Annotated in this window: 16 protein-coding genes; 12 read left to right on the top strand and 4 right to left on the bottom strand. The window is 59.6% G+C overall.

Annotation, left to right across the window (positions count from 1 at the left end):
- Positions 1–20 precede the first annotated feature (20 nt).
- Complete coding sequence (gene mnmA / locus KKO72_RS05930; protein WP_214936414.1) at positions 21–1142, bottom strand: tRNA 2-thiouridine(34) synthase MnmA; 1122 nt, start codon at positions 1140–1142, stop codon at positions 21–23.
- Positions 1139–1651: an NUDIX hydrolase gene (locus tag KKO72_RS05935; protein ID WP_214936416.1), complete on the bottom strand. Its 513-nt coding sequence runs from the start codon at positions 1649–1651 to the stop codon at positions 1139–1141. The genes mnmA and KKO72_RS05935 overlap by 4 nt, the downstream gene beginning before the upstream one ends.
- Positions 1652–1836: 185 nt before the next feature.
- On the opposite strand from KKO72_RS05935, the gene KKO72_RS05940 reads away from it, so the two are divergent.
- From KKO72_RS05940 to KKO72_RS05955, 4 genes are all read left to right on the top strand, one after another.
- Positions 1837–3492 carry a Re/Si-specific NAD(P)(+) transhydrogenase subunit alpha gene (locus KKO72_RS05940; protein ID WP_214936418.1) on the top strand — a complete coding sequence of 552 codons (1656 nt, stop codon included), beginning with the start codon at positions 1837–1839 and terminating at the stop codon, positions 3490–3492.
- Between the two features lie 13 nt (positions 3493–3505).
- Positions 3506–4924, top strand: coding sequence for a Re/Si-specific NAD(P)(+) transhydrogenase subunit beta (gene pntB, locus KKO72_RS05945; protein ID WP_214936420.1), 1419 nt, complete (start codon positions 3506–3508; stop codon positions 4922–4924).
- Positions 4925–5088: 164 nt separating this feature from the next.
- Positions 5089–6762, top strand: coding sequence for a long-chain-fatty-acid--CoA ligase (locus tag KKO72_RS05950; protein WP_214936422.1), 1674 nt, complete (start codon positions 5089–5091; stop codon positions 6760–6762).
- Positions 6763–6772: 10 nt separating this feature from the next.
- Complete coding sequence (locus KKO72_RS05955) at positions 6773–7531, top strand: 5'-methylthioadenosine/adenosylhomocysteine nucleosidase (RefSeq protein ID WP_214936424.1); 759 nt, start codon at positions 6773–6775, stop codon at positions 7529–7531.
- 42 nt (positions 7532–7573) lie between these two features.
- On the opposite strand, the gene corA is transcribed toward KKO72_RS05955, so the two are convergent.
- A complete protein-coding gene (corA, locus tag KKO72_RS05960; protein WP_214936426.1) occupies positions 7574–8560 on the bottom strand; it encodes a magnesium/cobalt transporter CorA in 987 nt (328 codons plus the stop codon).
- 328 nt (positions 8561–8888) lie between these two features.
- Here corA and hpf point away from each other — a divergent pair, with 328 nt between their 5' ends.
- The 3 genes from hpf (at position 8889) to hprK (ending at position 10727) form a co-directional block, all read left to right on the top strand.
- Positions 8889–9218: a ribosome hibernation-promoting factor, HPF/YfiA family gene (gene hpf / locus KKO72_RS05965; protein ID WP_078364652.1), complete on the top strand. Its 330-nt coding sequence runs from the start codon at positions 8889–8891 to the stop codon at positions 9216–9218.
- Positions 9219–9299: 81 nt separating this feature from the next.
- Positions 9300–9767, top strand: coding sequence for a PTS sugar transporter subunit IIA (locus KKO72_RS05970; RefSeq protein WP_078364653.1), 468 nt, complete (start codon positions 9300–9302; stop codon positions 9765–9767).
- Between the two features lie 9 nt (positions 9768–9776).
- Positions 9777–10727, top strand: a complete 951-nt coding sequence (hprK, locus tag KKO72_RS05975; protein WP_214936428.1) for an HPr(Ser) kinase/phosphatase — start codon at positions 9777–9779, stop codon at positions 10725–10727.
- Here the strand turns inward: hprK and fur are convergent, their stop codons facing one another.
- Positions 10728–11165, bottom strand: coding sequence for a ferric iron uptake transcriptional regulator (gene fur, locus KKO72_RS05980; RefSeq protein ID WP_078364655.1), 438 nt, complete (start codon positions 11163–11165; stop codon positions 10728–10730). It abuts the gene before it with no gap.
- 100 nt (positions 11166–11265) lie between these two features.
- Between fur and bamE the strand changes: the two genes are divergently transcribed.
- From bamE to leuS, 5 genes are all read left to right on the top strand, one after another.
- Positions 11266–11817, top strand: coding sequence for an outer membrane protein assembly factor BamE (gene bamE / locus KKO72_RS05985; RefSeq protein WP_214936430.1), 552 nt, complete (start codon positions 11266–11268; stop codon positions 11815–11817).
- 9 nt (positions 11818–11826) lie between these two features.
- A complete protein-coding gene (dapB, locus tag KKO72_RS05990) occupies positions 11827–12642 on the top strand; it encodes a 4-hydroxy-tetrahydrodipicolinate reductase (protein WP_214936432.1) in 816 nt (271 codons plus the stop codon).
- Positions 12639–13289 (top strand): MotA/TolQ/ExbB proton channel family protein, encoded by a 651-nt coding sequence (locus KKO72_RS05995; protein WP_214936434.1) that lies wholly within the window; start codon positions 12639–12641, stop codon positions 13287–13289. The genes dapB and KKO72_RS05995 overlap by 4 nt, the downstream gene beginning before the upstream one ends.
- 16 nt (positions 13290–13305) lie before the next feature.
- A complete protein-coding gene (locus tag KKO72_RS06000; protein WP_214936436.1) occupies positions 13306–13788 on the top strand; it encodes a biopolymer transporter ExbD in 483 nt (160 codons plus the stop codon).
- Positions 13789–13899: 111 nt separating this feature from the next.
- On the top strand, positions 13900–16599 hold the full coding sequence (gene leuS / locus KKO72_RS06005) for a leucine--tRNA ligase (protein ID WP_214936439.1): 2700 nt from the start codon (positions 13900–13902) through the stop codon (positions 16597–16599).
- Positions 16600–16621 lie beyond the last annotated feature (22 nt).

Raw genomic sequence — 16621 nt, forward strand, 5'->3', positions numbered from 1 at the left:
GCTATGAATAACAGAGTATTTTAAGGCACCTTGGCGTGGTCGATGATGCCGCCGCCCAGGCACACCTCGCCGTCGTACAACACGGCTGACTGGCCTGGCGTCACCGCCCACTGGGCCTGGCTGAAGGTCAGCGCAAACTGCTCACCCGACACATCACTTAACTCACACGGCGCATCCGCTTGGCGGTAACGCGTCTTGGCGGCAAGCGCCTGCTGCTGTGGCGCGTGCCCCGCGACCCAGCTGGCTTGCCCGGCCTGTAAGGTCATCGACTGCAGCCAGGGGTGGTCGTGCCCCTGGACCACCCACAAGGTGTTGTTCTGCACATCCTTGCGTGCGACAAACCAAGGCGCGTGGTCACCGCCGCCGCGCTGTGCGCCTTTGGCCTTGAGGCCACCAATACCCAGACCCTGGCGCTGGCCCAGCGTGTAAAAGCTCAGGCCCACATGCTGACCAATGGTCTGGCCCTTGTCGTTTTTGATAGCTCCGGGTTCTTTGGCAATGTAGCGGTTCAAAAAGTCGCGGAACGGCCGCTCACCAATAAAACAGATGCCGGTGGAATCTTTCTTCTTGGCATTGGGCAGACCAATCTCCAGCGCGATGCGCCGCACCTCGGTCTTGAGCAGCTCACCCACCGGGAACAGCGTTTTGGACAGCTGGGCCTGGGTCAGGCGGTGCAAAAAATAGCTCTGGTCTTTGGAGGGGTCCAGCCCTTTGAGCAACTCGTGCAAGCCGCTGGCCGGGTTCTGCCGCACCCGAGCGTAGTGGCCAGTGGCGATCTTGTCGGCACCCAACCGCATGGCGTGGTCCAGGAAGGCCTTGAACTTGATCTCGGCGTTGCACAGGATGTCGGGGTTGGGTGTGCGGCCCGCGCTGTATTCACGTAAAAAGTCGGCAAACACCCGGTCGCGGTAGTCGGCGGCAAAGTTGACGTGTTCGATCTCGATGCCAATCACATCGGCCACGGCGGCGGCGTCGACAAAGTCCTCGTTGGACGAACAGTAACCGGTGTCGTCGTCGTCTTCCCAGTTTTTCATGAAGATGCCGAGCACCTCATGGCCTTGCTGCTTGAGCAACCAGGCTGTCACCGCCGAGTCGACCCCGCCACTGAGTCCCACCACCACGCGCTGAGATTTGGCGCTCATGGTGTTGTATCCAGTTGGGCCAGCGTGTGGACGCTGGCATCGGTGTGGATCAGGTCCAGCGGAAAACGCTGGCCACTCAAATAGTCTTCCATACATTGCACCACCAGCGGGCTGCGGTGGCGCGCGGCGCTGGCGCGGATCTCGTCGGGGGTGAGCCACAACGTGCGCACAATGCCGGTGTCCAGTTGCCGCTCTGGCACCAACGCGCCCAAGGAACCCGCAAAAGCGAAGCGCAGATAGGTCACATCCTGCGCATCTTCAGTGCCATTGGCGGCACGCTGAGAACGCGACATGTAAACGCCCACCAAATGGGTCGGGGTGAACAGGTGCCTGGTTTCTTCCAGCGTCTCACGCTGGCAGCCTTGCGCCAGGGTTTCACCTTCGTCCAGATGCCCGGCCGGGTTGTTCAGGCGCAGGCCCTCGGGCGTGTGTTCTTCTACCAGCAAAAACTTGCCGTCTTGTTCAATGATTGCCGCCACGGTGGCGCTCGGTTTCCATCTGTCAGTCATGACTGAATTATCCCGGATGCACCGCTGTCCATTGCTGGTGAGGACTCCCTTGTCCATGGGGCGTCAATCACCTCGTTGGCATCGCTCTTGCTCGTTTGGCTGCTTAAACTGTTGTAAGCTCGCCAGATTGCCCAGACGTCATACCTTGGCGTTGTCTTTTTGGCAAGGATTTAAGGAGTTATTCCATGCAAGCTGATATTGCCACTGCTGCCCGGTCGGGGCAGACCGTGGAGTCAGGCTCACCCGAATCTGCGAGGTTGGCGCAGTGTATCGGTGTGCCCTGCGAGGTTTTCCCGGGTGAAAAACGGGTGGCGACTGTGCCCGACGTGGTGGCCAAGCTGATCAAGCTGGGCTTTACCGTAGTCGTTCAGTCTGGCGCGGGCGCGGCTGCCAATGTCAGCGACGCGGAGTATCAAAAGGCCGGTGCCACGATTGTTGCGGATGCGACACAACTGTGGGCCAGTTCTGACATTGTGTTCAAGGTTCGCCCACCAACGGCGGATGAAGTGGCCCTGATGCGTGAAGGCGGCACCTTGATTAGCTTCATTTGGCCTGCCCAGAATCCTGAACTTATGCAGTTGCTCACCGCCAAGAAGGCGACGGTGCTGGCCATCGACGCCTTGCCCCGTACGCTCAGCCGTGCTCAGAAGATGGACGCCCTGACCTCACAGGCTGGTGTGGCCGGTTACCGTGCGGTCATCGAAGCGGCAAATGCCTTTGGCCGTTTCTTCAACGGCCAGATCACGGCTGCGGGCAAGGTACCTCCCGCCAAGGTCTTCATCGCCGGGGCGGGTGTGGCAGGCTTGGCTGCCATCGGCACCGCCGCAGGCCTGGGCGCCATCGTGCGCGCCAATGACACCCGCGCCGAAGTGGCCGACCAGGTGGTCTCACTCGGTGGTGAATTTGTCAAGGTGGATTACGAGGAAGAAGGCTCTGGCGGCGGCGGTTACGCCAAGGTCATGAGTGAAGGCTTCCAGCAAGCCCAGCGCGAGATGTACGCCAAACAGGCCAAGGAGGTGGACATCATCATCACCACCGCTTTGATCCCCGGCAAACCCGCGCCCAAGCTGATCACCGCCGAGATGGTGCGCAGCATGAAGCCCGGCAGTGTCATTGTTGACATGGCAGCTGAACAAGGTGGCAACTGCGAACTGACCGAGCCCGGCCAGTCCGTGGTGAAACACGGTGTGACCATTGTTGGCTTCACCGATCTGGTGTCGCGCCTGGCCATGCAATCGTCCACACTCTACGCCACCAACCTGTTTCGCTTGTCAGAAGAACTGTGCAAAACCAAGGATGGCGTGATCAACGTCAACATGGAAGACGATGCCATCCGCGGCCTGACGGTCACCAAGGACGGCGCCATCACCTGGCCAGCACCTGCGCCCAAGCAGGCACCTGCCCCAGCAGCAGCCAAACCCGCTGCAGCGCCTGCGGCCAAAAAGGCCCATGGCCACGGTGAAGCCAGTGCGCCCATGGCAGGTAACAAACTGGCCATCCTGTTTGGTGTGGCGGCGGCCTTGTTCTGGCTGATTGGTGCCAACGCGCCGAAGGAGTTCATGTCGCACTTCACGGTGTTTGTGCTGGCGTGTTTTGTGGGCTACATGGTGGTGTGGAACGTGAAACCCGCCTTGCACACCCCGCTGATGAGCGTGACCAACGCGATTTCCAGCATCATTGCGATTGGTGCGCTGGTGCAGATTTCACCGATCACAGGTGCAACAGATCGGCCTGACAGCCTGATCACCTGGGTGGCGGCGGCGGGCATTGTGCTCACCGCGATCAATATGTTCGGCGGCTTTGCCGTGACCCAGCGCATGCTGGCGATGTTCCGCAAATAAGAAGGGGCCAGAGATGTCTTCAAGTTTGGCCACGGTTGCCTACATTGGCGCAACCATTCTTTTTGTTCTGAGCCTGGGCGGCCTGTCCAACCAGACCACCGCACTGCGCGGCAACCTCTACGGCATGGTCGGCATGACGCTGGCGGTGCTGGCCACGGTGTTTGGCCCCCAAGTCACCGCAGCCGGTTTGCCGTGGATCATTGGCGCCATGGTGATTGGCGGCGGCATTGGTCTGTACGCCGCACGCACGGTGCAGATGACCCAGATGCCCGAGTTGGTGGCCTTGATGCACAGCATGGTGGGCCTGGCCGCGATGCTGGTGGGTTTTGCCACCTTCATCGACCCGACGGCCAGCGCCGGTTTTGAAGGTGCGGCTAAGACCATCCACGAACTGGAAATCTACATTGGCATCTTCATTGGTGCCGTGACCTTTGCCGGTTCGGTGATCGCCTTTGGCAAGCTGTCGGGTCGCGTCAGTGGCAGCCCGGTGTTGCTGCCGGGGCGCCACTGGCTCAATCTGGCGGGCCTCTTGGTGGTGATCTACTTTGGTGGCGTCTTCATGCAGGCCCACGACGTGCAGGCCGGCATGCTGCCGGTGATTGTGATGACCATTGTGGCGCTGCTGTTTGGGGTGCACATGGTGATGGCCATTGGTGGTGCCGACATGCCGGTGGTGGTCTCCATGCTCAACAGCTACTCCGGTTGGGCGGCAGCGGCCACCGGCTTCATGCTGTCCAACGACTTGCTGATTGTGGTGGGCGCCCTGGTGGGCTCCAGCGGTGCGATTCTGTCTTACATCATGTGTAACGCCATGAACCGCAGCTTCATCAGCGTGATTGCCGGTGGTTTTGGCACCACCAGCACACCCAAACCGGCAGCTGGCGGTGCAGCGCAGCCAGCCGGTGAGGTGACTCCGGTGACGGCGCTGGAAACCGCTGACCTGCTGCGTGATGCCAAATCCGTGATCATTGTGCCGGGCTACGGCATGGCGGTGGCACAGGCACAGCACACGGTGTTTGAGATCACCAAGTTCTTGCGTGAAAAAGGCGTCAATGTGCGTTTTGGCATCCACCCGGTGGCCGGACGTATGCCGGGCCACATGAATGTGCTGTTGGCCGAAGCCAAGGTGCCCTATGACATCGTGTTCGAAATGGATGAACTCAACGAGGACTTCCCCGACACCGATGTCACCATGGTGATTGGCGCCAACGACATCGTCAACCCCAGCGCCCAGGACGACCCGAGCAGCCCGATTGCCGGCATGCCGGTGCTCGAAGTCTGGAAGGCCAAGACCTCGATCGTCATGAAACGCAGCATGGCCTCGGGCTACGCGGGTGTGGACAACCCCTTGTTCTACAAGGACAACAACCGCATGTTGTTTGGCGACGCCAAAAAAATGCTCGACGAGGTGCTGACCGCACTCAAGGCCTGAGCGTCCACCCGCCAAGCCCTGCCAACAGGGCCGAACACGCTGCCCCAGCCCCCACATCCGCCCTGCGGATTTGGGGGCTTTTCCCTAATTAGGGAAAACACAGACGGTGGCAGCCGCCCAGCGAGTGAGAATCCTGCATCACTTCAGAATCCGGAGACTTCCCCATGACCGACCGCATCTGGCTGCAAAGCTATCCCCCAGGTGTTCCCGCAGACATTGACGAGGGCCGTTACAGCTCTCTGGTTGAGCTGATGGAGGAGAGTTTCAGCAAATACGCCAAACTCAGCGCCTACAGCTTTCTGGGCAAGGAGCTGAGCTACGCCGAGGTGGACGAGATCAGCCAAACCTTTGGCGCCTACCTGCAAAGCCTGGGGCTGGTGCGGGGTGACCGGGTCGCCGTCATGATGCCCAATGTGCTGCAGTACCCGGCGGTGGTGGTGGCCATCCTGCGTGCTGGCTTCACACTGGTGAATGTCAACCCGCTCTACACCCCGCGCGAACTGGAGCACCAGCTCAAGGACTCGGGCGCCAAGGTCATTGTCATCCTGGAAAATTTCGCCGCCACGCTGGAAAAATGTGTGGCCCACACCCCCGTCAAACATGTGGTGTTGTGTGCCATGGGTGACCAACTGGGCCTGCTCAAGGGCACCTTGGTGAACTACGTGGTGCGCAACGTCAAAAAAATGGTGCCCGCCTACACCTTGCCGAACGCGGTGCGCTTCAACGCGGCCATGGCCCAGGCCAGCGGCAGCAGCTTGAAAAAGGTCAGCATCCAGGCCAATGATGTGGCCGTGTTGCAGTACACCGGCGGCACCACGGGCGTGTCCAAAGGGGCGGTGCTGTTGCATCGCAACCTGATCGCCAACGTGCTGCAGGCCGACGCCTGCTTCCAGCCCGCGCTGGGCCGGATCGCACCGGGTGAACAGATCAACTCGATCTGCGCATTGCCGCTCTATCACATCTTCGCTTTCACCGTGGGCATGATGCTGTCCTTGCGTGCGGGTGGCAAACTGATCCTGATCCCGAACCCGCGTGACTTCCCGGCAGTGTTGGCCGAGCTGGCCAAACACAAGGTGCATGTGCTGCCGGCGGTCAACACCTTGTTCAACGGACTGGCCAACCACCCGGACTTCAACAAGGTCGACTGGTCACACTTGGTGGTGTCGGCCGGTGGCGGCACCGCGGTGCAGAGTGCGGTGGCCAAGCTCTGGTTTGAGAAGACCGGCTGCGCCATCTGCGAAGGTTATGGCTTGAGTGAAACCTCGCCGATTGCCACCTGCAACCCGGTCAATGTGACCGAGTATTCCGGTGCGATTGGGGTGCCGGTGCCCAGCACCTGGCTCAAATTGCTCGACGATGATGGCAATGAATCGGCCCCGGGTCAACCCGGCGAGATCGCCATCAAGGGCCCGCAGGTGATGGCGGGGTACTGGCAGCGCCCGGAAGAAACCGCACAGGTCATGACACCAGACGGCTACTTCAAGTCGGGTGACATCGGTGTCATGGACGCGCGTGGTTACTTCAAGATTGTGGACCGCAAAAAGGACATGATTCTGGTGAGTGGCTTCAACGTCTACCCCAACGAGGTCGAGGATGTGGTGTCACAGATGGCTGGCGTGCTGGAGTGTGCCTGTGTGGGCGTGCCCGACGACAGATCGGGCGAGGCGGTCAAGCTGGTCATTGTCAAGAAGGATACCAACCTGACCGAGGTGGATGTGCGCGCCTACTGCAAGGAAAACATGACCGGCTACAAACACCCCAAGGTGGTGGAGTTCCGCACCGAGTTGCCCAAAACCCCGGTGGGTAAAATCCTGCGGCGCGAATTGCGCAACCTCTGAAGGATTTCCGTTGACAACACTTGCCATCGTCAGTGCCCTGCTGGACGAACAAAAAGGATTGCTGGATCAACTGCAACAACCCACCAAACGGGTACGTGCCGGGCGCACTTTCTGGTGCGGGCAGTGGGCAGGCCACGAGGTGGTTCTGGTGTTGTCCAAGGTTGGCAAGGTGGCCGCCGCCAGCACCACAGCCACGTTGATTGAGGCCTTTGGTGTCGAGCGGGTGCTGTTTACCGGTGTGGCCGGTGGCATTGGGGACGGCGTCAAGGTGGGTGACGTGGTGGTGGCCGACGCCTTCATCCAGCATGACATGGACTCCGGCCCGCTGTTCCCACGCTTTGAGATCCCACTCTATGGCCGCGCCACCCTGGACTGTGATGCGGCCCTATCGGCTCTGTTGCTTGAAGCAGTCCACGCAGGATTGGCGCGGGTTGGCGACCATTTTCACCGTGATAGCTTGCTGGCAAATGCGGCGGTCCACAGCGGGCTGATTGCCAGTGGTGACCAGTTTGTGTGCGACCCCTTGACGGTGCACAAGATCCGCACCGACTTGCAGGCAGCGGGCCATTTGCCGCTGGCCGTGGAGATGGAAGGCGCCGCCGTGGCCCAGGTGTGTTTTGACTATGGCGTCCCGTTTGCAGCGATGCGCACCATCTCCGACCGGGCGGATGCCGACGCCCACATGGATTTCTCGGCCTTTGTGCAGCAGGTGGCCAGTCCTTATGCCTTGGCGGTGGTGTCGCAGTTCATGCAGTCACTGCCAAAATAATAGCGACCAGCCCTTATTAAATAAGGGCCAGAGTCCAACTTCTTATTTGAGCCAGCCGCGTTTCCTGAAGTACCACATCGGCCCCAGCGCGCTGGCCACCATCAGCGCCAGGGCATATGGGTAACCCACCGTCCAGTCCAGTTCAGGCATGTACTTGAAGTTCATGCCGTAGATGCTGGCGATCAGGGTCGGTGGCAGCAAGGCCACACTCGCCACCGAAAAGATCTTGATGATCTTGTTCTGGTTGATGTTGATGAAACCCACGGTGGCGTCCATCAAGAAGTTGATCTTGTCGAACAGAAACGCGGTGTGGGAGTCAAGCGAGTCCATGTCGCGCAAAATCTGCCGCGCCTCTTCAAACTGCTCACCGTTGAGCATCTTGCTGCGCACCATGAAACTCACCGCACGGCGGGTGTCCATCACATTGCGGCGGATGCGCCCGCTCATGTCTTCGTGGCGGGCAATCGCGCCCAGCACCTCACCCGCCAGCGCGTCGGTGAGGTCGCCCGAGAGCACTTTCTGACTGACTTTTTCGAGCTCGTCGTAAATTTCTTCGAGGGTGTCGGCCGAGTACTCGGCATCGGCGTCAAACAGCTTGAGCAACACCTCTTTGGCGTCCTCAATCAAGCCCGGTGCGCGCCGGGCACGCATACGCAGCAGCCGGAACACCGGCACGTCTTCGTCGTGGATCGAGAACAACACACCCTTGCTTTTGAGTTCTTCGTTGTCGGTGTTCAGGATAAAGGCCACCCGCACCGTGTGCGGCTCAGCGTCGTCGGCTACCAAAAAGTCGCTGCGGATATGCAGCTCACCGTTGTCTTCCTTGTAGAAGCGGGCCGACTCCTCGATGTCCTCGTCCATCGCGTCTTCGGGAATCGACAGGCCGTAATACTGCTTGATCCAGCGTTTTTCTTCCGGTGTCGGGGATTCGAGGTCAACCCAGATGGGTTGGAAACGCGACAACTCTTCCAGGGATTCGATTTCTTCCTGGAACAGGCGGCCATTGGCGAGGGTGAAGATATTGAGCATGCGCTCACTCCCAAAATAAACAAAGCATCAGCGGGGGGGATTGGATTGGCTTCCAACCCCTGATGCGTGTTTTGGGGTCGAAAGCTACCGACTAGGGTAGGTTTCCAAGAGGGGCTTTCGGTTGTTGACAACCTCAGGATTATGGCATCGGGAAGTGAGCCAAAACAAGGCGAACGCAGCAAGCCCTGACACTGTTGCAGTGCAACATGGAAATAGTTGCAATAAGCTAATCTGCGGGGCATAGTGTCATCAAGGATTCAAATTTGTTCCCCCCTGTCGTTGGCAAACTTGCCCGCGACTCTCTCAACCAAGCTGTAGGAGACTCCTTATGAATTTGACAATCAGTGGACACCACCTGGAAGTGACTCCCGCGTTACGGTCTTACGTCACCAACAAGCTCGACCGGATCAAACGCCATTTCGACCAGGTTGTGGATGTCAAAGTTCTGCTGACCCTTGAAAACCTCAAAGAAAAGGAACGTCGACAAAAAGCTGAGTGCAATATTCATATCAAAGGCATCGAACTGTTCGCGGAAAGCGCCCATTCCGACCTGTATGCGGCGGTGGATGAATTGGTGGACAAGCTGGACCGACAGGTGGTTCGCCACAAAGACCGGTTGCAATCCCACCATCACGATGCCGCCAAGCGCCTGATGTAATTTAAACTCCGGCAAGCCGCCCGCTGGTGCGTGCGGCTTTTTTTGCGTCCAATTTTTCCGGGCGCATAATTTGGGCCAATCATGAACCGACTCGCGTCTATCCTCACGACTGAACATGTGCTTGTTCAGGTGGACATATCCAGCAAGAAAAGGGCTTTTGAAGAAGCAGGCCTGCTGTTCGAGAACCTCCATGGCCTGAGCCGCGCTCTGGTCACCGACAGCCTGTTTTCGCGCGAACGCCTGGGCTCCACCGGTCTGGGCCACGGTGTGGCCATCCCGCATGGCCGCATCAAAGGCCTGAAGTCACCGATGGCTGCCGTGTTTCAGCTGGCACGTCCGATTGCTTTTGAAGCGCCGGACGAATTGCCTGTGGGGTTGATGATTTTTTTACTAGTGCCCGAGGCAGCCACGCAGAAACACCTGGAAATCCTGTCTGAAATCGCAGAGATGCTCAGTGATACAGAGCTGCGCGAAAAGCTGATGACCAGCCCGACGGTGACCGACTTGCACGGGCTGATCACAGGTTGGCAATCGGTCCAGTCCAACTAAACCAGCACCTTGAAGCCCACCGTCATCAGTGCGGATGTCCTCTTTGAGGCGTTTCGCGGAAACCTGCGCTGGGAATGGGTGGCCGGGCTGGGCGCCTCCGAGCGCCGTTTTGATGAGCTGGCGGTCCGTGCGGCGCGCTCCGGTGCCGATCTGGTGGGTTACCTCAACTACATCCACCCCTATCGGGTACAGATTCTGGGTGAACGCGAAGTCGCCTACCTGTCGGATGCCACACCCGAAGACGGTTTGCGGCGCATTGCCCGCATCGTCACGCTGGAGCCGCCGGTCCTGATCCTGGCCGATGGCCAGACCGCACCGGAAGCGCTGATGTCAATGTGTGAGCGCGCCCAGATCCCGATGTTTGCCACCCAGGGCTCCTCGGCATTTGTGATCGATGTGCTGCGGGCCTATCTGTCCAAACACTTTGCCGACCGCTGCACCATGCACGGTGTGTTCATGGACATTCTGGGCCTGGGGGTGATGATCACCGGCGAGTCCGGCCTGGGCAAGAGTGAGTTGGGGCTGGAGCTGATTTCACGCGGTAACGGCCTAGTGGCTGACGATGCGGTGGATCTGTACCGCATCAACCAGGACACGATTGAAGGGCGCTGCCCTGAACTGCTGCTCAATTTGCTGGAGGTGCGCGGCATCGGCCTGCTCGACATCCGCTGCATTTTTGGTGAGACCGCAGTGCGGCGCAAAAAACGGCTGCAACTGATCGTGCATCTGGTCCGCCGCGAAACCATGGAGCGCGATTACGAACGCATTCCCTACGAACCCCTGACCCAGGATGTGCTCGATGTGCCGGTGCGCAAGGTGGTGATCCAGGTGGTGGCCGGACGCAACATCGCGGTGCTGGTGGAGGCAGCGGTGCGCAACACCATCTTGCAGATCCGAGGCGTGGACACCTACAAGGAGTTTGTGGAGCGCCACCGTAAAGCGATGGAAGAATCGCCTTAACTAACGCGTTTTGCTGCGGTGCTCGCAGGCGCTGCCACGGGTGCAGTGTGCGTACAGACTCAAGGCGTGGTCGGCAATCGCAAAGCCTTTTTCCTTGGCCACAGCGTTTTGGCGCTGCTCGATCTGGGGGTCAAAAAACTCTTCGACACGGCCACAGTCCAGGCACACCAGATGGTCATGGTGCTGGCCTTCGTTGAGTTCATACACCGCCTTGCCACTCTCAAAATGGCTGCGTGTCAGGATCTCGGCCTGCTCAAACTGCGACAACACCCGGTACACCGTGGCCAGGCCCACATCCGATTGCTCTTCCAGCAGCACCCTGAACACATCTTCCGCCGTCATGTGGCGTCGGGTGCCCTTCTGGAAAATTTCGAGGATCTTCAGCCGAGGCAAAGTGGCCTTCAGGCCGGTGCTTTTTAGTTCGTCAATCTTGCTCATACAGAGGTTCCGGTTTCGCGCGCAGGTGCGTCTGGGCTGGGGGTCATTGTTGAAAACGCTGCCAGTACAATGCAAGCATCATATCGTTGCGGCCTGTCCTATGTTTGATTCCATTGTTCGTTATGTCTGCTGGAGTGCACTTGGGGCCGCTGGCGTGATGCTTTCCGGGTGTGGCACGTTTGACAGCACCAGCAACCGGGTGGCCAGTCTCGTCAGGCCCTACAAGATCGATATTGTCCAGGGTAATTTTGTCTCGAGTGAACAACTCGCTGCTCTCAAAGAGGGTATGCCACGTGGCCAGGTCAAAAATATCCTTGGCACACCGCTGCTCACCGACATTTTCCACGCAGACCGTTGGGACTATGTCTTCACCTTCAAGCGCCAGGGGGTGGAACCCCAGGCCCGCAAGGTGACGGTGTTCTTCAAAGACGATCTGCTGGTACGCATCGTGGCCGACCCTTTGCCCACGGAAGCCGAATTTGTGGCATCGATGGACTCAGATCGCAAGGCCGCGCCAGTACCCGTGCTGGAGATGTCCCCCGACAGCTTAAAAGCCGCCGCCCCGGCCAAAACAAGCCCTGCGGCAGAGCCCACCAAGCCGGTCGCAGCACCACCTGCAAGCTACCCGCCACTTGAAGACAGCGTGCGTTAACGAGGCCCCATGAGCGACTTACATCTCCACCGTATTTGTGTGGCCGGTGCCAGCGGTCGTATGGGCCGCATGCTGGTTGAAGCCATCTCCCAAGCCGAGGACTGCCAACTCAGCGGTGCCCTGGATGTATCGGTTTGCCCGGCGATCGGCCTGGACCCGGCAGCATTTTTGGGCAAAAGCAGCGGCATCAGCATCACCGCCGATTTGCCCACGGGTTTGAGCAACAGTGATGTGCTGATTGATTTCACCCGACCTGAGGGCACGCTGGCCCATTTGGCCGTATGCCGTGAACTCGGCGTGAATCTGGTCATTGGCACCACCGGGTTCACCGATGCCCAGAAGGCCGGGATTGCCGAAGCAGCCAAAGACATCGCGATTGTGTTTGCGCCCAACATGAGTGTGGGTGTGAACGTGACCCTCAAACTGCTGGAGATGGCGGCCAAGGCCTTGTCCACCGGCTACGACATCGAGATCATCGAAGCGCACCACCGCCACAAGGTCGATGCACCTTCCGGCACCGCACTCAAAATGGGTGAAGTCATCGCCGGCGCCCTTGGGCGTGACCTCAAAGACTGTGCGGTATATGCGCGTGAAGGGGTCACCGGTGAGCGCGACCCGTCCAGCATCGGGTTTGCCACAATCCGCGGTGGCGACATTGTGGGTGACCACACGGTGTTATTTGCCGGTACCGGCGAGCGCATCGAGATCAGCCACAAGTCGTCCAGCCGCGTCAGCTACGCACAGGGCAGCTTGCGCGCCGTGCGTTTTCTGGCCGGTCGTACCTCCGGTCTGTTTGACATGGCCGACGTGCTCAATCTGAAATGAACCTGGCACAGTTTTTCTGGCAGGGAGATGCCTTGGCGCGGGGCGTAGCCTTGCTGCTTTTGGCCATGTCGGTCAGCAGCTGGGTAGTGATTCTGTGGAAAGCCTGGTTGCTGCACCGCGCCAGCCGTGACGTGGATCGTTGTATCGCTGCCTTCTGGCAAGCGGGCAATGTCGACGACGCCAGCCAGAGTATCAAGGCTTTTGACCGTGAAGCCCTTGTATTGCCTATGGTATTGGCTTCAAAAATTGAAGCAACTCACACCCTGGCCGGAGCCGGCGGTCTGCAAACCCAGTTGACCCGGGTACTGCGCAACGCCCTGCACCAGGCCTTGACGAAGCTGCAACACGGCCAGGTTCTGCTGGCCACCGTGGGTGCCACCGCACCCTTTGTGGGTTTGCTCGGCACGGTGTGGGGTATTTATCACGCGCTGATTGGTATTGCGACGGCCGGGCAGGTGACCATCGACAAAATTTCTGGCCCGGTGGGTGAGTCGCTGATCATGACGGCGGCTGGCTTGGCGGTCGCGATTCCTGCGGTGCTGGCTTACAACGTGCTTGGTCGGTCTGTGGCCCGCATTGAGGCTGAGCTCGAAGGTTTTGCCCGCGATCTGCGTGAGCTGGTGGGCAACGCCAGCGCGCAACTGTGAATCAGGGCTGATCATCATGTCCTTTGGCCGCCTGGACCGCAGCTCGGGCGCACAGCCCATGAGCGACATCAACATGACGCCGCTGATCGACGTGATGCTGGTGTTGGTGGTGATTTTTATCATCACCGCGCCTTTGTTGGCCAGCTCCATCAAGCTTGATCTGCCCAAAACCGACGCCGCCAAAGCCAGTGAGGTGCCCCAGGCCGTGCGTGTTGTGGTGGACGCCGCCGGGCAGGCGTTCCTGAATGATCGTCCGGTGTCGCAGGACGAGCTGGCGCGCCAGTTTGCGACCTCGCAACAGGCAAACCCCGACACTGAGGTGCAGTTGCGCGCTGACAAGGCGGTGCCTTACGGTCGTATTGTGGAAGTCATGGGCGCGGCGCAAAAGGTCGGGCTCAACCGCATTGGTTTTGTCGCTGATGCCACGCCTGCCAACACCACATCCACTGCAACAGCACCCGTAGCGGCACCTGCCGGGGGCGCGCTACGCAAACCCTAAAATCGGGTCAGTTTCACCGGGCGCGCTGTGCGTGCGCGGGGTAAGTACCAGACACTTCTCTTTTAGTCACCTTCCGCCAGAGCGGCATGTCCGCCGCCAAGACAAATCGCCATGCAAGACAAATACCAGCACCTTGACGTAGAGCCCGCCGCCCAAGCCCATTGGCAGTCCACCGACGCTTACCGGGTCACGGAAAACGCGCTAGACGTCAACGGCCAGCCCAAGAAGAAGTTCTACGCCTGCTCGATGCTGCCCTACCCCAGCGGCAAGTTGCACATGGGCCATGTGCGTAACTACACCATCAACGACATGCTCACGCGCCAGTTGCGTATGCAGGGCTACAACGTGTTGATGCCAATGGGCTGGGATGCGTTTGGCCTGCCTGCTGAGAATGCAGCGCTCAAAAACGGCGTGCCACCGGCCAAATGGACGTTTGAGAACATCGCTTACATGAAGAAGCAGATGCAGGCCATGGGCCTGGCCATCGACTGGAGCCGCGAGGTCGCCACCTGCACCCCCGAGTACTACAAGTGGAACCAGTGGCTGTTTTTGAAGATGCTCGAGAAAGGCATCGCCTACCGCAAGACACAGGTCGTCAACTGGGATCCGGTCGACATGACCGTGCTGGCCAACGAGCAGGTGATTGACGGCAAGGGCTGGCGCACCGGTGCTACTGTAGAAAAACGCGAGATTCCGGGTTATTACCTCGCCATCACCGACTACGCCGACGAGCTGCTGGCCAATGTCACTGGCGACAAGATGCCGGGCTGGCCCGAGCGTGTCAAGCTGATGCAGGAGAACTGGATTGGCAAGAGCGAAGGTGTGCGTTTTGCCTTCCTGCACGACATTCAAGGCGCTGACGGCAAGCTGATAAATGGCGGGCGCATGTATGTGTTCACCACCCGCGCCGACACCATCATGGGTGTGACCTTTTGTGCCGTGGCGCCAGAACATCCCTTGGCGACCCATGCCGCCGCCAGCAACCCGGAGCTGGCAGCATTTATTGAAGAGTGCAAAAAAGGCGGCACCACTGAGGCCGAGATGGCCGTCAAGGAAAAAGAGGGCATGCCCACCGGGCTGTACGTCACTCACCCGCTGACCGGCAAACAGGTCGAGGTGTGGGTCGGCAACTATGTGCTGATGAGTTATGGCGATGGCGCGGTGATGGGTGTGCCTGCGCATGACGAGCGCGATTTTGCGTTTGCACTGAAATACGCCTTGCCGATCCAGCAAGTGGTGGGTGTTGGGCAGCAGGTGTTCGACAACCAGGTCTGGCACGACTGGTACGCCGACAAAGGCGCCGGTGTTGCCATCCACTCCGGCAAGTACGACGGGCTGGCTTTCAAGGACTGCGTCGCATCTGTCGCCGCCGATCTGGCCGCCCTGGGCCTGGGCGAGAAAAAAGTCACCTGGCGCCTGCGTGACTGGGGCGTGAGCCGACAGCGTTACTGGGGCACCCCGATCCCGATCATCCACTGCGACGACCACGGTGCGGTGCCGGTACCCGAGAAGGATTTGCCGGTGGTGCTGCCCGATGATCTGGTGCCCGACGGCTCGGGCAACCCGCTCAACAAATGTGAGGCTTTCCACGCCGGTGTCACCTGCCCGATCTGCGGCAAAGCGGCGCGGCGCGAAACCGACACCATGGACACCTTTGTCGATAGCTCCTGGTACTTCATGCGCTACTGCGACCCAACCAATGCCGGCAAGATGGTGGCCGACGGTGCGGACTACTGGATGCCGATGGACCAGTACATCGGTGGCATCGAACACGCCATCCTGCACCTGCTCTACGCACGGTTCTGGACCAAGGTGATGCGTGACCTGGGCCTGGTCAAGGTCGATGAGCCTTTCACCAAGCTGCTGACCCAAGGCATGGTGCTCAACCACATCTACAGCCGCCGCAACGACAAAGGCGGCAAAGATTACTTCTGGCCGAGCGACGTGGAGCATGTGTTTGACGACGCAGGCAAGGTCATTGGCGCGCGCCTGATCAACGCCGTCGACGACTTGCCAGTGGGCACACCCATCGACTACGAAGGTGTGGGCACCATGTCCAAGTCCAAGAACAATGGGGTCGACCCGCAGGACCTGATCGAAAAATACGGCGCCGATACCGCCCGCCTGTACACCATGTTCACAGCCCCGCCCGAAGCCACGCTGGAGTGGAACGACGCCGCGGTGGAGGGCAGCTACCGCTTCCTGCGCCGCGTCTGGAACTTTGGCGTCAAATTGACCACTATGGATTTGGAAGCTTCTCGCTCAATATCTACAAGGGCCACAAGCCTAAATGATGTGGAATTCGGAAAAGAGGCCAAGGCCCTGCGGCTGGAGATCCACACCGTGCTCAAGCAGGTGGACTACGACTACCAGCGCATGCAGTACAACACCGTGGTGTCTGGCGCCATGAAGATGATCAACGCGCTCGAAGACTTCAAGGCGGTGGAAACCGCCGGTGCCCAGGTGGCGCTGATCGAAGGTTTTGGCATCCTGCTGCGCTGCCTGTACCCAGCCACACCCCACATCACCCACGCTTTGTGGTCACAGCTGGGTTATGCCGGTGCCCTGGGTGATCTGCTCGATGCGCCCTGGCCGAAGGTCGACCCCAACGCCCTGGTCAAGGACGAGATCGAACTGATGCTGCAGGTCAACGGCAAACTGCGCGGCTCCTTGGTGGTCAGCAGCAGCGCCGACAAGGCGACGATTGAGCAAGCAGCCATCGCCCATGAGATGTTCCAAAAACTGGCCAATGGCGCGGCACCCAAAAAAGTGATTGTGGTGCCGGGCCGTCTGGTCAATCTGGTGGTGTAAGGAGTTCCCATGAAACCTGCTG

The organism is Rhodoferax sp. U11-2br, from assembly GCF_018619435.1.
Lineage (GTDB): Bacteria > Pseudomonadota > Gammaproteobacteria > Burkholderiales > Burkholderiaceae_C > Rhodoferax.